This is a genomic window from Polaromonas sp. UC242_47, assembly GCF_044452385.1.
Taxonomy (GTDB): domain Bacteria; phylum Pseudomonadota; class Gammaproteobacteria; order Burkholderiales; family Burkholderiaceae_C; genus Polaromonas.
Window position 1 is genome coordinate 2770969 of the sequence record NZ_JBIOAO010000001.1, and the last position, 18254, is coordinate 2789222.

Annotated in this window: 15 protein-coding genes, 1 other RNA gene and 3 pseudogenes; 5 read left to right on the top strand and 14 right to left on the bottom strand. The window is 60.3% G+C overall.

Annotated elements, in window-relative coordinates:
- The first annotated feature begins 70 nt into the window (after window positions 1–70).
- The gene (locus ACHMXK_RS13485) at window positions 71–1498 is read left to right on the top strand and encodes a transglycosylase SLT domain-containing protein (RefSeq protein WP_397442523.1); all 1428 of its coding nucleotides are present in this window, start codon (window positions 71–73) and stop codon (window positions 1496–1498) included.
- A 105-nt stretch (window positions 1499–1603) separates the two neighbouring features.
- Window positions 1604–2071: a restriction endonuclease gene (locus tag ACHMXK_RS13490; protein ID WP_397441077.1), complete on the top strand. Its 468-nt coding sequence runs from the start codon at window positions 1604–1606 to the stop codon at window positions 2069–2071.
- Window positions 2072–2172: 101 nt separating this feature from the next.
- Here the strand turns inward: ACHMXK_RS13490 and ACHMXK_RS13495 are convergent, their stop codons facing one another.
- The 12 genes and pseudogenes from ACHMXK_RS13495 to dnaX form a co-directional block, all read right to left on the bottom strand.
- The gene (locus ACHMXK_RS13495; RefSeq protein WP_397441078.1) at window positions 2173–2325 is read right to left on the bottom strand and encodes a DUF3096 domain-containing protein; all 153 of its coding nucleotides are present in this window, start codon (window positions 2323–2325) and stop codon (window positions 2173–2175) included.
- Between the two features lie 134 nt (window positions 2326–2459).
- Window positions 2460–3155: a glutathione S-transferase family protein gene (locus ACHMXK_RS13500; RefSeq protein WP_397441079.1), complete on the bottom strand. Its 696-nt coding sequence runs from the start codon at window positions 3153–3155 to the stop codon at window positions 2460–2462.
- 18 nt (window positions 3156–3173) lie between these two features.
- The gene (locus ACHMXK_RS13505; RefSeq protein ID WP_397441080.1) at window positions 3174–4163 is read right to left on the bottom strand and encodes a Bug family tripartite tricarboxylate transporter substrate binding protein; all 990 of its coding nucleotides are present in this window, start codon (window positions 4161–4163) and stop codon (window positions 3174–3176) included.
- 23 nt (window positions 4164–4186) lie between these two features.
- Entirely contained in the window at window positions 4187–5245 is a 1059-nt protein-coding gene (locus tag ACHMXK_RS13510; protein ID WP_397441081.1) for an Ldh family oxidoreductase, read from the bottom strand.
- Window positions 5238–5936 (bottom strand): aspartate/glutamate racemase family protein, encoded by a 699-nt coding sequence (locus ACHMXK_RS13515; RefSeq protein ID WP_397441082.1) that lies wholly within the window; start codon window positions 5934–5936, stop codon window positions 5238–5240. The genes ACHMXK_RS13510 and ACHMXK_RS13515 overlap by 8 nt, the downstream gene beginning before the upstream one ends.
- The gene (locus ACHMXK_RS13520) at window positions 5933–6772 is read right to left on the bottom strand and encodes an ABC transporter permease (protein ID WP_397441083.1); all 840 of its coding nucleotides are present in this window, start codon (window positions 6770–6772) and stop codon (window positions 5933–5935) included. Before ACHMXK_RS13520 ends, ACHMXK_RS13515 begins: the two co-directional genes overlap by 4 nt.
- Window positions 6773–6933: 161 nt before the next feature.
- Window positions 6934–7769 (bottom strand): annotated as a pseudogene (locus tag ACHMXK_RS13525) (ABC transporter ATP-binding protein).
- 64 nt (window positions 7770–7833) lie between these two features.
- Window positions 7834–8884 (bottom strand): annotated as a pseudogene (locus ACHMXK_RS13530) (ABC transporter substrate-binding protein).
- A 168-nt stretch (window positions 8885–9052) separates the two neighbouring features.
- The gene (locus ACHMXK_RS13535; RefSeq protein WP_397441084.1) at window positions 9053–9466 is read right to left on the bottom strand and encodes an MAPEG family protein; all 414 of its coding nucleotides are present in this window, start codon (window positions 9464–9466) and stop codon (window positions 9053–9055) included.
- A gap of 90 nt (window positions 9467–9556) precedes the next feature.
- Window positions 9557–10183 carry a recombination mediator RecR gene (gene recR, locus ACHMXK_RS13540; protein WP_397441085.1) on the bottom strand — a complete coding sequence of 209 codons (627 nt, stop codon included), beginning with the start codon at window positions 10181–10183 and terminating at the stop codon, window positions 9557–9559.
- Between the two features lie 152 nt (window positions 10184–10335).
- Complete coding sequence (locus ACHMXK_RS13545) at window positions 10336–10668, bottom strand: YbaB/EbfC family nucleoid-associated protein (protein ID WP_397441086.1); 333 nt, start codon at window positions 10666–10668, stop codon at window positions 10336–10338.
- Between the two features lie 52 nt (window positions 10669–10720).
- A pseudogene (dnaX, locus tag ACHMXK_RS13550) lies at window positions 10721–12629 on the bottom strand (DNA polymerase III subunit gamma/tau).
- 82 nt (window positions 12630–12711) lie between these two features.
- On the opposite strand from dnaX, the gene ffs reads away from it, so the two are divergent.
- Window positions 12712–12808: signal recognition particle sRNA small type (ffs, locus tag ACHMXK_RS13555), an RNA gene on the top strand.
- A 115-nt stretch (window positions 12809–12923) separates the two neighbouring features.
- Window positions 12924–14597, top strand: coding sequence for a DUF6538 domain-containing protein (locus tag ACHMXK_RS13560; protein ID WP_397441087.1), 1674 nt, complete (start codon window positions 12924–12926; stop codon window positions 14595–14597).
- A 77-nt stretch (window positions 14598–14674) separates the two neighbouring features.
- Here ACHMXK_RS13560 and ACHMXK_RS13565 read toward each other — a convergent pair whose 3' ends face one another.
- On the bottom strand, window positions 14675–16210 hold the full coding sequence (locus ACHMXK_RS13565) for a caspase family protein (protein ID WP_397441088.1): 1536 nt from the start codon (window positions 16208–16210) through the stop codon (window positions 14675–14677).
- Window positions 16211–16280: 70 nt separating this feature from the next.
- Window positions 16281–16745, bottom strand: coding sequence for a thermonuclease family protein (locus ACHMXK_RS13570; protein ID WP_397441089.1), 465 nt, complete (start codon window positions 16743–16745; stop codon window positions 16281–16283).
- Between the two features lie 399 nt (window positions 16746–17144).
- On the opposite strand from ACHMXK_RS13570, the gene ACHMXK_RS13575 reads away from it, so the two are divergent.
- Window positions 17145–17630 carry a hypothetical protein gene (locus ACHMXK_RS13575; RefSeq protein WP_397441090.1) on the top strand — a complete coding sequence of 162 codons (486 nt, stop codon included), beginning with the start codon at window positions 17145–17147 and terminating at the stop codon, window positions 17628–17630.
- Window positions 17631–18254: the final 624 nt, after the last annotated feature.

Genomic DNA, 18254 nt, shown 5'->3' on the forward strand with positions numbered 1-18254 from the left:
GAAAACCCTGTTACTGGGCCTGGGCCTGGCCGTGCTCGCCGGTTGCGCCAGTACCGGCAGCGCACCCGGCATGCCCGGCGACCCGATGCTGGGCACGGCCCCGGCCGCCACGCCTGCGGCCAAACCGCTGTACCCGAACGGTCCGCTGTCGCCGATTGACCCGGCACAGGCCCATTCCGGCACGGTGGCCCAGTTGCAGGCACCGGCCGATTTGTGGGAGCGCATACGCCGCGGCTTTGCCATGCCCAACCTCGAGAACGAACTGGTCAGCGACCGCGAGCAGTGGTACGCCACCCGGCCGGACTACATGCAGCGCATGACCGAACGCTCCAGCAAATACCTGTTCCACATCGTCGAGGAGCTGGAGCGGCGCAACATGCCGACCGAGCTGGCGCTGCTGCCTTACATCGAAAGCGCCTTCAACCCACAAGCCGTCTCCAGCGCCAAGGCGGCCGGCATGTGGCAGTTCATGCCGGCCACCGGCAAATATTTCGACCTCAAGCAAAACGCCTTTCGCGACGACCGCCGCGACGTGTTGGCCTCGACCCGTGCCGCGCTGGACTACCTGCAAAAACTCTATGGCATGTTCGGCGACTGGCACCTGGCGCTGGCCGCCTACAACTGGGGCGAAGGCAGCGTGGGCCGCGCCATCGCCAAGAACCAGAAACTGGGTCTGGGCACCAGCTACAACGATTTGCGCATGCCCGATGAAACGCGGCTGTATGTGCCCAAGTTGCAGGCGGTCAAAAACATCGTGGCCAACCCGCAGAACTTCCGGGCCGAGCTGCCGCTGATTGAAAACCACCCCTACTTCCAGCAGGTGCAGATCACGCGCGACATCGATGTGGCGCTGGCCGCCCGGCTGGCCGATGTGGAAATCAGCAACTTCAAGGCGCTCAACCCCTCGGCGCACCGGCCGGTGATCATCGCCGCCGGCACACCCCACATCCTGCTGCCCTGGGACAACGCCAAGATATTTCAGCGCAACTTCGAGGCTTACACCCAGGGCCAATACGCCAGCTGGACAGCCTGGACCGCACCCACCACCCTCAGCGTCGGTGATGCCGCCCGGCGTGTCGGCATGAGTGAGGCCGACTTGCGCGGCATCAACAGCATTCCGCCGCGCATGCTGATCAAGGCCGGTTCTACCCTGCTGGTGCCACGCACGGCCGCAACCAACAACGACGTGACCAGCAACGTGGCCGACAACGCCCAGATGGCCTTCGCCCCGGAAATCGTCACACGCCGCAGCACCGTGAAGGCGCGCAAGGGCGAAACCGTGGCCAGCATCGCCCACCGTTATGGCCTGAGCGCGGCCAGTGTGGCCGACTGGAACAAGGTCGGCGCCAACGCCGCCTTCAAAATGGGCCACCCGGTGGTGGTGTTTTTACCGGTCAAGATGGGCGGCGCCAGGAAAACATCCGCCCCCGCGCATGGCCATATCAAAGCCGTCAAGCGCAATCCGGGCAAAGCCGTGGTCAAGAGTAAAAAACGCTAGTCAGCCCGAATGACGATAAAAACAAGGCTCCAGCCCTTAGCCCATAAGCGCAAGCAGCTATTAAAACAATAGCGACTGAGCACCCAGCCCTGAGCCACTGCGCTGATGTTTCACCCCACAGACAACAAGGCCACACCAGCCCCGCTTTGGGGGCCAGACATGTTCGACACCTTGTCGGCGCCGCAGTTTGACGCGGTGTGTGAAACCTTGTTGGCCCAGGCCGGTTTTGAAACCCGCTGCCAGTCCCATGGCGCGGCTGGCGGCGTGACATTGTGGCTCTACTCACGCCACGCGCAACAGGGCAAGGACAGCCCGGTGGCAGTGGCGCAATGCAAACAATGGCCGAACCAGTTGCTGGGCGTCAAGGAAATCCACCCTCTGCTGGAGGTGATGCAGGCGCGGCAACTCCAGCGCGGCACCTATGCCACGTCCTCCGGCTACACCGACAATGCGCGCAAATTTGCGAAGTACCACGGCCTCAACCTGCTGGATCGCAGCGCTTTGCTGGGCCTGATCACCACGCGCACGACTGGCCAGCAGCAGACGCTGCTGGCGCTGGCGGATCGTGGTTGAGCCGCTACGCGTCTCGCCTGCGGGCCATCTAGGCCCTCGGCTCGCCAGCCGCTACGCTGGTCGATCCCGCTGCGCGGGGCCCTCGCCCTTCGCTACGCGGCTTACACCCGCAACCAGCCCGTTCCAAACAGGCCAATCACGCCGACGAGGATGAGGTAAATCGCCACAATGAAATTGAGCAGCTTGGGCATGAGCAAAATCAGGATGCCGGCGATCAGGGCCGCAACGGGGCCAATGTGGGCAGTCAGAGACATGAGTATTCCTTGAAGTGGTCAAAAAGCCCCGCAGTGCGCTGGCGCCATTGGGACAGGGGATGGTTATTTAATTTAACGGCAAGCCGGGCCGGTGTTTGCAGGACGACATGCCGATACACCTGCACACGCCCTACTCAACCGGCCGGCACCAACGCCGCCAGAAAAGCCGGTAGCGGCCGCCCCTGCGACAACAGGTATTGCGCCATCGCACCCGCCACCTGCCGCACGGCTGGCCGCTGCGAGAGCCGCTCGCGCCAGGCCAGCAGGCGCGGTGTGTCGTCTCCCATTACCGCCCCCATACGTTCGCCAAACAGCTGCGCCATATAAAACGCAATGTCGGCAAACGAATACGGGCCGGCCAGGTAATCACGCCCCACCAGCAGCATCTCCATGGCCTGGTAATACGCGGCCGAGGCCTCACGCGCGGCGATCGCTACCGGGTCTTGCGGTTTGTCCTGCAAGCCCATCAGGCGGACGATGGGCGGGAAATATACCTCGTCGGATTGATGCTCCAGCAGGCGTGCGCGGGCTTTGGCGGCCAGGCCGGCCGGCCACAGCGGCGGCTCAGGCTGCAACTCTTCCAGGTACTCAAAAATCTGCGTCGAGTCGAACAGTTCAAGGTCGCCGTGAACCAGCACCGGCACCTGCTGCTTGGGGTTGATGCGAAGCACCTCCGGGTGTTTGGGCTGGTACAGGCGCTGCATCTCGAAAGGCACCATGACCAGCGCCACGTCCAGCCCCTTCTCCAGCGCAGCGATCTGCACCTTGGCGCCGAACATGCTCAGCGGACCGGAATACAAGCGAAGGGCGGCGTTGGGAGGTTGCGTCATGGTGTTTGTCCCCTGCATTCACTCTGCCGTGATACCGGCCTGCTTGATCAGCGCGCCATAACGCGCGAGTTGGGCGCGCATGGCCTTGCCCAACTCATCGGGCGAAGTCCCGCGCGGGCTCAGGCCTTGCGCGATGAGTTTTTCCCGCACCTCCGGGTCGGCCAGGGCCTTGGCCACTTCGGCATGCAAGGTCTGAACAATCGCTTTGGGTGTGCCGGCCGGCGCCATCAGCGCAAACCAGGAGTTGAATTCAAAACCGGGCAAGCCGGACTCGGACACCGTCGGCACGTCCGCAAACTGGGGCATGCGGCGCGGCGTGGTCACCCCCACCAGACGCAGCTTGCCGGCGCGCACCAGGGAGTTGACGGTCGCAATGCCCTGGAAGGCGGCCTGGACCTCGTTGCCCGCTACGCCCATGGCGGCCTGGGTCGCGCCCTTGTAAGGCACATGGGTCATGTTCACACCGGACTGCGAAGCAAACAAGGCCATGGCGATGTGTTGCGGGCTGCCGTTGCCGCCCGAACCGTAATTGATTTTTCCGGGCGCCGCGCGTGCGCTGCTGATCAGGTCGGCCGCGCTGCGCTGGGGCGCGTCGGCGCCCACCACCAGGCCCCACTCCACCGTGGCGACCAGAGACACCGGCTCGAAGTCTTTCAGAATATCCCAGGGCATCTTGGGCTGCAGGTTGGGCAGCATGGTCATGATGCTGTCGTTGAAACCACCCAGGGTGTAGCCATCCGGCGCGGCCTTGGCCACGTTGCCCGCACCGATCAAGCCTGCGGCGCCGGGCTGGTTCTCGATCACGATCGCTTGCCCCATGTTCTGTCCCATCTTCTGGGCCACGATACGCGCCGCGTTGTCCACGGCACTGCCCGCCGCCAGCGGCACAATCATGCGAATCGGTTTGCTGGGGTAAGCACCCGGCGCGGTCTGGGCCCAGGCCAGGCTGCTGCCCAACACCCCCATCAACAACAGACCGAGATGGCGACGCTTGAACGAGGGTGTCATGGTGCTTGTCTCCAGTGAAGGGATCAGGTGGCTTGCAAGGTCGGTATGCCCATTTCCAGGGCGAAGGCATCCAGTTGCTTGAGCAGAACGGCCGGCAAGGCCATGCCGTCCCGTTCGTTCGTCTGGCGTTTTTCGTGGCTTTGTTCACCCGGCAACCAGATACGCTCAACATCCGGCATGCGTTCGCTGCCGCGCAGCTCGCGCACCAGTTGATCCACCCGCGCCTTGAAGCCGGCCACATCACCAAAAGCACTCAGGTCGATCGCCATGATGGCCTGGCCGGTGTTGGTGACGGTGGTGTCGTCGTGGTTGAAATCGATGACCTGTTTGCCCATGGCCGCGCCATTCAGCGTGCCGGCCAGCAAACCCACAATGAGGGACAGACCGTAACCCTTGTAGCCGCCAATCGGCATCAGAAAACCTTCCTCGGCGCGTTTGGGATCCAGCAGGGGCTGGCCCAGGCGGTCAATCATCCAGCCCAGCGGCATCATTTCGCCGCGTTGCGCCTTGGCCTTGACCTTGCCGTAGGCCGCCACCGTGGTCGCCATGTCCAGCACCACAGGCGGCTCCTCGCCAGCCGGCACGGCCACGGCGATCGGGTTGGTCGACAGCAACATGTCCAGCCCGCCCCAAGGCGGCAGGTGGTTGGCGTTGCCAACCGCAAAATACAGCCCAATCATGTCCTGCGCCATGGGCATACGTGCGTACAGCGACGCCGGGCCGGCATGGTTGCTGAATTGCGACCCCACCCAGGCAATGCCGCAGTGGCGCGCCTTCTCAATCGCCATCTCGGCGGCACGTTGCATCACCAGGTGGCCCATGCCGTTGTCGCCGTCCAGCAAGGCCATGCCGGGCCGCTCCTGCACCACCTTGATCTTGGGTCGCACATTCAGCCCGCCGGCACGGATGCGGCGCGCATAAGGCAGCAGGCGGATCACGCCATGGCCGTCCGAGCCCTGCAACTCGGCCTCGGCCATCAAACGGCCCACGATGGCGGCGTCGGACGCCGGCAAGCCCAGCCTGCCCATGGCGGTGGTGATGAATTGCTGCAGCTGCGCCAAGGAAATACGGTTCTCAAGCATGTTGCATTCTTTTCTGGAGGGCGAGTACGGCGCAATCGGGGCTACTCAACACGGGGCAGGACAGGCCGGCTTGCGCCAGAGGCTGGGCGGCGGCCATCGAAAACTGCGCCAGCATGACGACATCGCAGTCGTGCAGGCTTTGTGCGGCCACGGCGATCCTGCGGTGGTGCGCTTCGGCCCGACCCTGGGCCAAATCCTGCATGGCATCGGGCACAAAGCGGGTCTGCAGGTCGATCTGGCGCCCGCGCTGCCTGGCCATGTCCAGCAGCTCCGCCGACATGGAAGGAATCGAGGCCTCAAAGGTGGCGATCAGCCCCAGCTTCGCGTTCTGCACCGGGCTGCGTGCCAGTGCCTCTTCAAACATCGCCTCATTGGGTTTGAGCGTGGGCAGGCCCACGGCGGCCCCGGCCGCCTCGATGGCCGGCCCGAAGGCCGAGCAGGTGAACAGGATGGCGCGGCAGCCGGTCCGGCTGGCATAAGCGGCCAGGTCCACAAAACGCTGCACCATCACGGGCGTCAAGTGGCCCGCTTCGGCCAGGTCTACAGACAGGCTGTCGTCCAGCAGGTTCATGCAGCGCGCCTGCGGCCAATGCCGCCCGAAGGCGGCCCGGATCGGTTCCACGGCCAGCGCCGTGGCGTGTATCAGCGCAACGCGGGGGACCGCCTTGTCCAAACTCTCTGCTGGTTTCATAATTTTTCAGTTTCACCGGTGCGCGGCTGCCATTTCATCAGGCGTTTTTCCAGCCGGCCCACAATGCCATCCAGCACCAGCGCAAACGCCGTCAGCACCACGATGCCGGCAAACACCGTGTTCACATCAAACGTGCCTTCGGCCTGCAAAATCAGATACCCCACGCCGCGGGCCGAGCCCAGATACTCGCCGACCACCGCGCCCACAAAGGCCAGGCCGACCGAGGTGTGCAGGCTGGAAAACACCCAGCTGGTCGCGCTGGGCAGGTACACGGTGCGCAACAGCTGGCGCTGGTTGGCGCCCAGCATGCGGGCATTGGCCAACACCACCGGACTCACTTCTTTGACGCCCTGGTAGACATTGAAAAAAACGATGAAAAACACCAGCGTCACCGCCAGCGCCACCTTGCTCCAGATGCCCAGGCCGAACCACATCGCAAAAATCGGCGCCAGGATCACACGCGGCATCGAGTTGGCGGCCTTGATGTAAGGGTCCATGATGGCGCTGGCCATAGGTGCCAGCGCCAGCCACAAACCGCAGGCCAGGCCCAGCATGGTGCCCAGGCCAAACGCCAGCACCGTCTCCAGCAAGGTGGTGCCCAGGTGCAGATAAATGTCGGCGTTGCCCGGCAGGCCGTCGGCAAACAGCCGGCTGGGACCAAAGCCGAATGGCATGAACCAGGACCAGACACGCCCCGCGACCTGGACCGGCTCACCCAGGAAAAAAGCCAGTTGCGGATCACGCGAGGCGAGCTGCCACAGGCTCAGGAAAGCCAGCAACAAGCCGACCTGCCAGTAGCGCAGGTTGCGGTCGGAAGGTTTGAAAAATCCCCACATATCAAACTTCCGTGCGCTTGAACTGGAGGACCGCACGCCAAGCAAGCGGCCCCGAGCCGTCAAGCCAGGGCCGCGGAACCGGCTTTGCCGGGCCGCAGGCGCAGCGCCCCCTAGGGGGGCAGAGAGCTACGCGCAGCGAGCGAACGTGGGGGCGCATAGGTTCAGGCCTTTTTGAGTTGTTGCGCATAACCCTTGAGCACTTCGTCGCGCAACACATCCCAGATCTGGGTATGTAACTCGATAAAACGCGGCTGGGTGCGCACCTCGGCAACGTTGCGCGGGCGTGGCAGGTCGATCTCGAACTCGCCCATCGGGCAGGTGGCCGGCCCGGCCGACAAAACCACCACGCGGTCGCTCATGGCAATCGCTTCGTCCAGGTCATGGGTGATAAAAATAACCGCTTTTTTCTTCGCGGCCCAGAGGTCCAGCACCTCGTTTTCCATCAGTTGCCGGGTCTGGATATCCAGTGCCGAAAGGGCTCGTCCATCAGGATGATGTCCGGGTCCAGTGCCAGCACCTGCGCCAGCGCCGTGCGTTTGCGCATGCCGCCGGAGAGCTGATGCGGGTAACGGTCACCGAAGTCGCTCAGGCCCACCCGGTCCAACCAGGCCTGCGCCTGCCGCCTGGCGTCGGTATCGGGCACGCCGCGGTATTGCAGGCCGACCATCACGTTGTCGATGGCGCTGCGCCAGGGCATCAGCGCTTCGGTCTGGAACATGTAGCCGGCGCGGGTGTTGATGCCGGCCAGAGGCTCGCCAAAAACCTTGACCGAGCCGGAAGACGGCGCCAGCAAACCGGCCCCGATGTTGAGCAGGGTGGACTTGCCACAACCGGTCGGGCCGACCACCGAGACAAACTCGCCAGCGCGTATACGCAGCGTGGTGTCCCCGACGGCGGTGTAACCCTGCCCCGCATCCTCCCGCGCTTTAAAGGTGCAGGTGATGTTGAGCAGTTCAATCGCGTATTCGGCGGCGTGATCCTGGGAGGCTTGCGGCATAAATGAAGGGTGGCCGCGAACCAGGTCGGGCATATAAAAAACAAGCCGCTTGCGCGGCCCGGGATCAGGCTTTGAACTTGTCCTTCGCGCGTCGGGCGAATTCGTTGGTGTAGGTCTTGCTCAGGTCGATCTTGTCGGCCTTGATGCTGGCATCGAAACTGGCCAGCGCCTTGAGCGCCGTCCGCGCGCCATCTTCGGGGATCAGGCCGTCCACCGCAATCGCCTCGCGCACCTTGTTGAAGGAGGCGAGGTACAAGGCACGGTCGCCGAGCAAATAGTTTTCGGGCACGGTCTTGATGATGTCGCTGGGGCCAGCGGTTTGCAGCCATTTCAGGCCATGCACGATGGCATTGGTCAACGCCTGGCAGGTGTTGGGATGTTTCTGGATGAAATCCAGCGGCGCATACAGGCAGGCCGCCGGCATCGGACCACCAAACACATCGATCGTGCCCTTGAGTGTGCGGGTGTCCGAGATGATTTTCACATCGCCTTTTTGCTCCAGCATGGTCATCACCGGGTCGGTGTTGCTCATGGCATCGATCTGGCCCGAGCGCAGGGCCGCCAGCGCACCGGCGGCGGTGCCGACACCGATGAAACTGACATCACTGGCCTTGAGCCCGGCGCGCGACAGCACCAGATTGGCCATCATGTTGGTGGAAGAACCAGGCGCGGAGACACCGATTTTTTTGCCCTTCAGGTCGGCCACCGACTTGTAGTTGGGCATGTTTTTGGTGGACACACCAAAAGCGATCTGCGGCGCCCTGCCCTGCAACACAAAGGCCTGGAAAAACTGGTTTTTGGACTGCAGGTTGATGGTGTGTTCGTAGGCGCCCGAAAACCACATCGGCCGAGCCGCCCACCGCCGCCTGCAGCGCGCGTGCGCCGCCGGCAAAGTCACTGATCTCCACCTCCAGGCCTTCGGCCTTGAAGTAACCGAGCTGCTCGGTGATGGTCAGCGGCAGGTAATAAAACGCCGCCTTGCCGCCCACGGCGAGTGCGATTTTTGATTTCTCAAGCTTGCCCTGGGCGCGCAAGGCCGGGAAGGCCAGGCTGGCTGCCCCCGCGGCGGCAACGCCGGCGAAACTTCTGCGGGTAAGGGAAAAAGGAGTGTTCATGCGGGTTCTCTCTGTGCCATTCATGGCTTGGAGGAAGCATAAACAGCGCCCAAAAAAACCGCATCAGTATCATCCCGTGCGGGTTTGTACGGAACGTTAAGGACTCTGGGCCTAACTCGCGCGCCGCGCGCTGCGGGATTCAGGCAGAGAGCCCCTGGTTACCAGACGTTACCGGTAGCCGAGAAACAGGATGCCGATGTTGACCAGCAAGGCCAGGGCCCAGAGCGCGCTGCGGCTTTTGGCCATGTCGGCCACGTACATGATGACGTAGGCAATACGCAGCACCACAAACACAAACGCAAAGACGTCGAGCCGCACCTGAACCGCCTGCAACTGGTGCGCAATGATCACCGCGGCAAAGAAAAACGGCAACGCTTCAAAGGTGTTGGCTTGTGCGCTGTTGGCACGCGCACGCCAGTCGGTTTGCCTGGCCAGCCAGGCGCGCGGGTTGTGGTTGTCATAACCCCCCTGGCGCGGAGAAACGCTGAACATGCCCCACTTGGCCAGGGCCGCACAGCCAATCGGCAACAAGGCGGCGACCAGCAGACACCAGTAGGCCACGGTGAAATGCGCATAGTTCATGGATCAAGTGCCTTTCTGGCTTGTAGTCTTTGAAGGACGAGCGCTGTCAGCTATGAAAAGAATAGCATTCGTGACGCAACGAGCAGTACCTTAGCGGCGGTCCACCAGCGCGTGGGCAATCGTGCCCAGGTCGACGTACTCCAGCTCGCTGCCCACCGGCACGCCGCGCGCCAGCCGCGTCACCTGCACGCCGCGGCTTTTCAGGGCCTGCGTGATCACATGCGCGGTGGCCTCGCCTTCGGCCGTGAAGTTGGTCGCCAGAATCACTTCCTGCACCTCACGGGCATCGGCCCCCGCCGGCTCACCCTGCGCATCTTCGGGCACCACGCGGTCGAACAGTTTTTTCAAGCCGATGTCGTGCGGACCTATGCCGTCCAGCGGGCTGAGTTTGCCCATCAACACAAAATACAGGCCGCGGTAAGCCCGCGTGCGCTCCAGCGCGGCCTGGTCGGCCGGGGTCTCGACCACACACAGTTTGCTGCGGTCGCGCTCGGGGTTGGCGCAGGTGATACACACGTCCAGCTCGGTCAAGGTATTGCACAAGGCGCAATGTTTGACGCTCTGCACTGCATGTTCCAGCGCACGCGCGATCTGCAGGGCACCCTGCGTGTCGTGCTGCAACAGATGAAACGCCATGCGCGCGGCCGACTTGGCGCCCACGCCAGGCAGGCGCCGCAGCGCCTGGGTCAGGCCTTCGAGGGCGTTGGAGTCAGCCATGAATGAGAGAGAGCAAAAAGGTGTGGCGCATAACGGCGTAGCGAGCGGGTTCAGGGCCAGGCGCGGGTGTCAGGTCACCGGAATGCACTTCAGGTGCATGAGGATGGCCTGAACGGGCCCCGCAACGCGGCCATGGACCCGCGCAGTAGCCGTCAGAAGGGGAATTTCATGCCGCCTGGCAGACCGGGCATACCCGCCGTGAGTTTGCCCATTTTTTCCTGGCTCAGCTCTTCGGCCTTGCGCACGGCGGCGTTGAAGGCGGCGGCCACCAGGTCTTCCAGCATGTCTTTGTCTTCGCCCAGCAGGCTGGGGTCGATCTCGACCCGTTTGACATCGTGTTTGCAGGTCATGGTGACCTTGACCAGACCGGCGCCGGATTCGGCCGTCACCTCGACAAAAGCCAGTTCGTCCTGTGCTTTTTTCAGGTTGTCCTGCATGGCCTGAGCCTGTTTCATGAGGCCGGCGAGTTGTCCTTTGTTGAACATGTTTTTTCCTTTGAATCTAAATGGCTAAATCAGCGAGCCCACAGGGCTTCGATCATATCGGTTTGGGGGCGGCGGGCTTCACCGGCTTGATGCTGCCCGGCACAATTTTGGCGCCCCAGTCGCGCATCATGTCTTGCACAAAGGGGTCGTTGTAAATGATGGCTTCGGCCTCGCGTTGCCGCGCCAGCTGCGCGGCCGCGTTGCGCCTGGCCGGTGTATCGCCCACCGGGCCAAGCTCGACTTCCAGCTTGCGCAGCGCGCTGTCAGGCACAGCGGCTTGCAGGGCAAGCTGCAGCTTTTCGCGCGAAGCCGTATGGTTCAGCGACTCGCGCTCGACGCGCAGGGTCCAGACGCCGTCCAGCTGTGAACGCAGCTCGGATTGCAGCGCCAGTTCACGCGTCAGCGCCGCAATCACGTCGTCGGCGACCATGCGGTTGACCAGCGCGGTCCAGTCGTCACCCAGCGGACTGGCTTCAAACGTGGCCACGGCAGGCGCGGGTTCGGACACGCGAACAGGTGCCGGGGCAGGTGCAGCCATGGCCCCCGCCATTTCCTCGTCCATATCCCAGGGCGGCGGCATCGAATCCTCATCCGCTACAAAATTAATAGCTGACGGCGCTTGATCCTCCTGGGCTGGAGGCATGTTTTCTTCAAATTTTTCGGGCACCGCAGGGGCAGCAGCCACCGGCTGGACCGGTGCGAGGGCTGGCGCGGGCACCGGTGCGGGTGCAGGCATCGGTTTCGGCGCAGGCGCTGGTGCGGTGGCTTGTACGACCGGGGCCGGCGCCCGGTCAGGCTGTGGCTTTTTTCGGGAGCTCGACGGCGCTCCCCGGTGCCGTTGATGTGGAAGCCCCTGCGGGCTTGAAGGCCAGCAGGCGCAGCAGCACCATGGTCAGCGCCGCGTAGTCGTCAGGCGCCAGGCCCAGTTCAGCGCGACCATGCAGACACAGGCTGTAGAGCAATTGGGTTTCATCGGCCGGCAGGGTCTGCGCCAGGCGCGCCGTGGCGGCCACCTCGGGGTCGGACTCGTCGTCACCCGCACCTATGCCGGGCACCGCCTGCAGCACCGCCATGCGTTGCAACACGGTGGCCATTTCTTCCAGGGTGGAGGCGGCGCTCAGCCCATTGAGGCGCAAGACCTCGGAGGTTTCGACCACACTTTTGCCGTCGCCGCGCGCCAGCGCGTCCAGCAGCTGGAACACATAACTGCGATCCACGCTGCCCAGCATCTGGCGCACGCTGGCTTCCTGCAACTGGCCGGAGCCAAAGGCGATCGCCTGATCGGTCAGCGACAAGGCATCACGCATGGAGCCACGCGCCGCGCGCGCCAGCAGGCGCAAGGCCTGCGGCTCGGACGCCACGGTCTCCGCCTGCAACACCTGGGTCAGATGTTCCAGAATGGTTTCGGGCGCCATGGGCCGCAGGTTGAACTGCAGGCAACGCGACAACACGGTGGCCGGCACTTTTTGCGGATCGGTTGTGGCCAGCACAAACTTCAGGTATTCGGGGGGTTCCTCCAGCGTCTTGAGCATGGCGTTGAAGGCCGTGTTCGTCAGCATGTGCACCTCATCGATCATGAAGACCTTGAAGCGCCCCACCACCGGCTTGTAAACCGCCTGCTCCAGCAATTGCGCGATCTCGTCGACGCCGCGGTTCGAGGCCGCGTCGAGCTCGGTGTAATCGACAAACCGACCGCTGTCGATGTCGGTGCAGGCCTGGCACACACCACAAGGCGTGGCCGTGATGCCGCCCTGCCCGTCCGTGCCCAGGCAGTTGAGCGACTTGGCCAGAATCCGCGAAATAGTGGTCTTGCCGACACCGCGCGTCCCGGTGAACAGGTAGGCATGGTGCAGTCGCTGCGTGCTCAGCGCATTGCCCAGCGCTTGCACCACATGCGACTGCCCGACCATTTCAGAGAAGTTTCTGGGGCGGTATTTGCGGGCGAGCACGAGATAGGACATGAGGGGATTCTAAAGCGCTGCCTTGAGGGTTTTTTGGGTCCACGGTCTTTAAGTCCGCCGCCCTGCCCTTACAATAGTCAGTGACGGGCCTTCCCGCATGGTAAAGCGGCCAACCGGGTCAGATGGGGAACCAAGCAGCCCTAACTGTGGAGCCAGTGCCGGGGTCAAGGCTCGTCACCTTATTCAAAGAAAAGCCTTTGTATTCAAATACTTGGGCCTTTTCACCGGGTTACGAGCCCTAGACTGTAGAACTTACCTGTAGAACCTTGCACAGCCATGACCTCGGAGAAAGACATGGCAAGCAAGGTTATCGGCATGAGCCAACGCGGCTCCCGGTGGTACGTTCTCATCGTCATCCCACCAGACCTTCATGCTGCTTTTGGCAAGCGGCGCATCAATATCGCTCTGGGCACCAGCGACCGCCGTGAGGCGACCTTCTTGGCGACCATCAAGCGGGCTGAATGGATGGCTGACTTCGAGACGAAGAGGCTGCAACTCAATCCAACCCTGCTAGACGCGATAACGCCCAACCTGGCAGGTTATTTGGCTGAGAGAGTCCGAGCCCATGTGCTGTCCGAAGATGACCGCCTACGTGCCGACCTTCCATTGCTGGCTGAGATGGTTCACCTCCGCAAAGAGTGGACCCGCAGAAGTCGCAATAGTCTCCTCATTCCTCAATGGGAACCTCCTGTAGAACGTGAGGATGACCTTACGGGCCTGACAGCGGAGGAAGCGGAGGAACTGGCAGGTTTGAATGCTTACCTGGAGGGCAATGCAGCCACAGCCCTTGCAAGCCGAAACCTGAGCGCGGTGCTTCCGCTGGTCCAAGCGGAGGCCAGCAAGTTGGGCGTAGCCCTTGATGCGAAGACGCCAGGGGTACGGGAGGCATTGTTAACGGCCCTCAAGGCCTACAGAACAGCTCACCGCGAGTTGACCCTTAGGGACGCTGGAGAAGTCGTAGAAACGCCTGTAGTGGCACTCCCGGTGGCCTCAGAGCAGGCCGCAAAAACCATACGCAAGGTGTATGAGAGGTGGCAGCTATCGGGCGACTCACCCCGCTCCGCGGACTCCATCGCCGCATACGGGCGGGCGTTAGCTCAATTCGAGAGCAAGCACCCGTCCTTACCCATCGGGAACATAACCAGAGACATGGGAGACACCTACCGAATCTGGCTGAGGGAAACCTCCAAGACCCCAAAGACTGCGAGAGACCGCCTCACCGCCATCAAGTCCCTGCTGAAGTATGCAGCGGAGACCCTTGAATGGATACCCAAGCAGCCATGGCGGGGCCTCGACATCAAGGCAGTCACCACGAATAAGCGCCGACCGTGGACAGAAGCGGAGCTAACAACACTCTTCACCTCTCCGCTGTATACGTCCTGTGTCCTTCCAGAGGCACGAAATGCAGGCAGTAAGGCCGCGTATTGGATTCCCCTTTTGGGGCTCTATACGGGGTCCCGCTTGGGTGAACTTTGCCAGTTACACAGCGTGGATGTGGAATGTATCGAGGGCATCCATGTTCTTTCTCTTCGCGAGGAGGGAGAGAACCAAAGCATCAAGAGCGATGCTGGGGTGCGGCAGGTCCCAATACATAGTGAACTTTTGCGCCTTGGCTTTTTGGATTACGTCGAGGACGTTAGGAAAACAGGTAGCGAATCGCTGTGGCCCACCCTTCCGCTTCGGAAAGACAAAGCCAGCGATTATTTTGGCCGTTGGTTTAAAGACTACCGCGAGTCTTTAGGTATGGCGGGCGCGGGCGGGGCTAGCTTCCATTACTTTCGCCACACGGTGCGCCCACTGATGCGCCGTGCGGGATTCAGTGAAAGTACCCAAGACAAGATCACGGGACATAAAACGCCTGGGAGCATCGGGACGCTCACCTATGACCACTGGACACGGGAAGAGATGAGAAACGCTGTGGAAGCTATTCGATTCCAATACCTAGAACTGCAAAAGCACCCCAGCTAACTGCGCAGCTATCGAAAACTGTACACCGTACACCGCTCAAATCGCCGCACAATTGAAACACCTCACCACAATTTGATCTATGCAGCCAACCGACTCCGAGCATCAGTGCTTATAAACTCTGACACCTCCGCGATGAGCGCCAAAATCATCGCATTAATTTTCTCAACGTCCTTAAGCGGTACTGTAATCTGTTTCCAATTCTTGGCTTCTGGCGAAATAGTTTCATCCCAGCCTTGCAGCCTAAGGTGCTCAATGGCATAAAGACAATTTAAATTGCGCCGAGAAAATAAGAGAATTATGGTGACGGCATATCTTTCCAAAGATGGTAGCCGAGGGTCAAAGTAGATTTGGCGAGGTACAAATACTGGGTCAACCGTGTATTGAAAACCTGACAACACTTGGCGCTGCCTCTCCACCTTCTCGAGCTTGTACTCCTTGTCTTTGCCCAACATTCGTTCGAGACTTGTCACCGATGACAGGGCTAAACTCCATGACGAAGAACCTGGTTTCTTAGGCACTTCTCGGTACTCTTCCGTTGTGTACTTTTCGGTGTCATAAGTAGGAGTTGCAAAGACGGAATCTTCTTTGAGACCAGTGATCCACCGGCCAATCGAGACACGATTTGGCAAACTATTGGTAGCCACTTCACGAAATTCGATTTTGAACGCATCCTTGATATCCGTTGGCCAACGCGTCTCATCAACTAGAGCATTAAGCTTTGAGAGATTGAGCTTTGCCTCTTCTTCCGAACAAAAGGTGTCGTGTGCTTTCAAAGCGGCCAACTTGGCAATCGGCATTTCCTGCGGGCTTTGCTCAACAGAAGGCGAAGACTGTGTATCTTCTTCCGGGTCCTTAGAAGAAGCGCCACTGTTTGCAGGTTTGAGCCCGAGGGCCTGCTTCAAGGTGTCTGACAGGTGCGTATCCATGTCTACGAACACTTCCGTGTTGTCTGCCTGAACCACAAAGGTGGGACGAGGTCCACTAATACGATGCATCTCATCTGCCACATCTGCCATGATGTCTCTATATCGGACGGGACCGATTTGCTTGGTCAGCGACTCTAGCAGTGCATACGTGAAGTGGCTAAATTCCGGACCAGCCCAAGACGCCTCCTCCGCATCTGAAGAATGTAAAAAGTAAAGCTTTTTCAGCAGGTTGTCCTTAGCTGACTTCTCAAGAACGGGCGCAATGTCTATGTCATCCGCCTTAATGTAGGTTGAGCCAGAGTTACACGCATCCACTATCTTGATTGTTAATTCAGGAGAAAGATTTCTGATTAACCCATCAAGCTCCGTGTTCCGCAAGCCAGTGCCTTCTTTACGATCACTTTTAAAGTCGGCAAAGGCAAAGAAGAAATCATCCTCGAAGCGCGTGCCGTGACCAGAAAAATAAAAGAGCAGTTCGTCGACCGTCTGCGACTTGTATTTCTGAACGAACTCAGAAATCATTTTTTTTGCAGCTAGCCCGGTGATGTCAGGCGGTAGGAAGCAAACCTCTGCATACGATTTCGTCTCGTCCAGAAGTACCCTGAAAGCCTCAGCATCCTTGGTGCACGCATTCAGCGGCAGCAAGTGTTGATAAGCGGTCACCCCCGCCACGATTGCAAGCTTCACACTGCCTCCTTTTTTGGACACTGTACATATTTGTTTATCGAGCATTGTGTCCGAAAAAAATTAATACTCGTCAAAAGCTCCCTAGCTTGCGCCAATCCCAAGGGGGCACCGCTTGCCCATCTCTCCAAAGCCCCCTCCCCGCCTCTTTGGCCTTGGCCTCTGCCCTGGTGTACTCCAAGCGATCCTCCGGAGGCTGCTCCTTCTGGTACTTCTTGTAATGCCAAGCAAGCCCCATACGGACCTGGACTAGGTTTGCATCCACGCCATTGACTAGAACCTTACCGAGCTTCCGCCCGTAACGGTCCTCCTTGGTGTACTCCACGGTGACCGTGCGTTCATAGACCATATCCGAAAGCGATTGCTTAGAGATGTTCCCGAAGGCTTGCTTCTTCTCGGGCGCATCGATACCCGAAAGGCGAATCTTGTGGGAGGTCTTGGAGGCGTCAAGAACCGTGATGGTGTCGCCGTCTGAGATGCCTACTACGGTGCCCTGGAGGGTCGCCGCGAGGGTCCACAGTGGCACCAGTCCTGCCATCCAAAGTATTGCGAGCTGGGGCCTGATCACCTAAAAGTCACCACGCTCATCAATAAGTGATTTACCGTTCGCATCAAGTTGTAGAAGGTGAAAGCTATGCCTGAACGGAGCTTTGATAGACGTAACGTCAGAGTACCGAACCGTCCCGACAATTTCGCCAGAGGTATTCTGCACATCGCAAGTAGTGATCTCCTTGTTACCAAGGCTGCCAGCCTCTCGGTATTTTTCGTTGACCAAGATTTCCCCGGCCTTCAATATCAGCTTCGCTTGCCACATCATTGCCTACACCTGCGTTGTTAGTAAATCATCAATGAATCCTATCAAATAGCCAACTCGTCTCCTAAGGAGCCGGTTGAGATTCAAATAATCAAATGTTGTAATGCTTGGGAAGGAGACCACATGACACTTTTTTCAGAAGTAGACCAAGACAGGAAAGGTCGCATCATTGCCCACGTGGACCGCCGTTGGAGTCAGCTACATGGCCTCGAGAAGGATTGGGGCGATAAAGCGTACAAATTCCTCCTCCTCACTAACTCAGGTGGCGCAATTGCTACGCTGAGTTTTCTAGGCGCATTCGGTAAGGCGTTGAACATATTTCCCGCAAAACTGGCACTGTTTGCGTTCGTCGCAGGGGTCATATTTACCGGAGTCGGCCTTGCTTGTGCCTACCACCGCTTCGCGAGGCTTTATCGCTGTTACCGTGGGGACGCCAACCGATTCTTTAAAGATGAACTGCAATGGGAGTTTGTTATAGCTGAAGACGAGAAGCGTTCACGTGGCCCCAGTAGGTTATCAACAGCTATCGCTTATTCATGCTTCGGTCTGTTCATCCTCGGGTGTCTGTCAGGGGGTTACGCAGTCTTTGTAGCAGCGGCCAATCCATAAGACTGAAGACCACAAATACAGATAGGGACGGGCCGACGGCCAACTATAGCCCCTTCAGGGACATCGCTATTGGGCGACCACGGTGGGGGGGACTCAGTGGTCTTCCTTCTCACCGGGTGCCTGCTGGAGTCTGCTGTAGCCCACCGAGGTGAGTTGAAGGGCCTCAGCAGCCGGTCAGCAGTGGAGACCGTGGCGGGACTGACCACAGTATTTCCCCCATCGTAGGCTCCTTCTTTGCTCCCCTTTTGGTGTCTCCTTATAAGGCGGTTGTTAAGCGGGTTTGAGCGGTTGTTAACGCCTGCCTCAGTATGGGCAGTCAGCCGGTTGGATGCCAATATCACGGCTATACCGCATGGCGTCAGCTTCCTCGGCATGACGCTGTATGCGGTTGTACCGCGTAGCTGCATCCTCCTCGCTGCCCAAGCCTGTCACGCCTTGGTAGGCGTAGACCGCTTGCTTACGGTTGCGCCACCGCTTCACCAATCCTGCCGCGCTGAGTTGCTCCAGGATGGTCCGCATCGTTTGCCGGGTCGCGTAAGGCGCGATGGTCGTGAGTAGGAGCGTGGCCCCCTGCAAGTCAGCACGGGCCATATTGCCGAAAATGATCGCCAGAGCAGCCAGGTA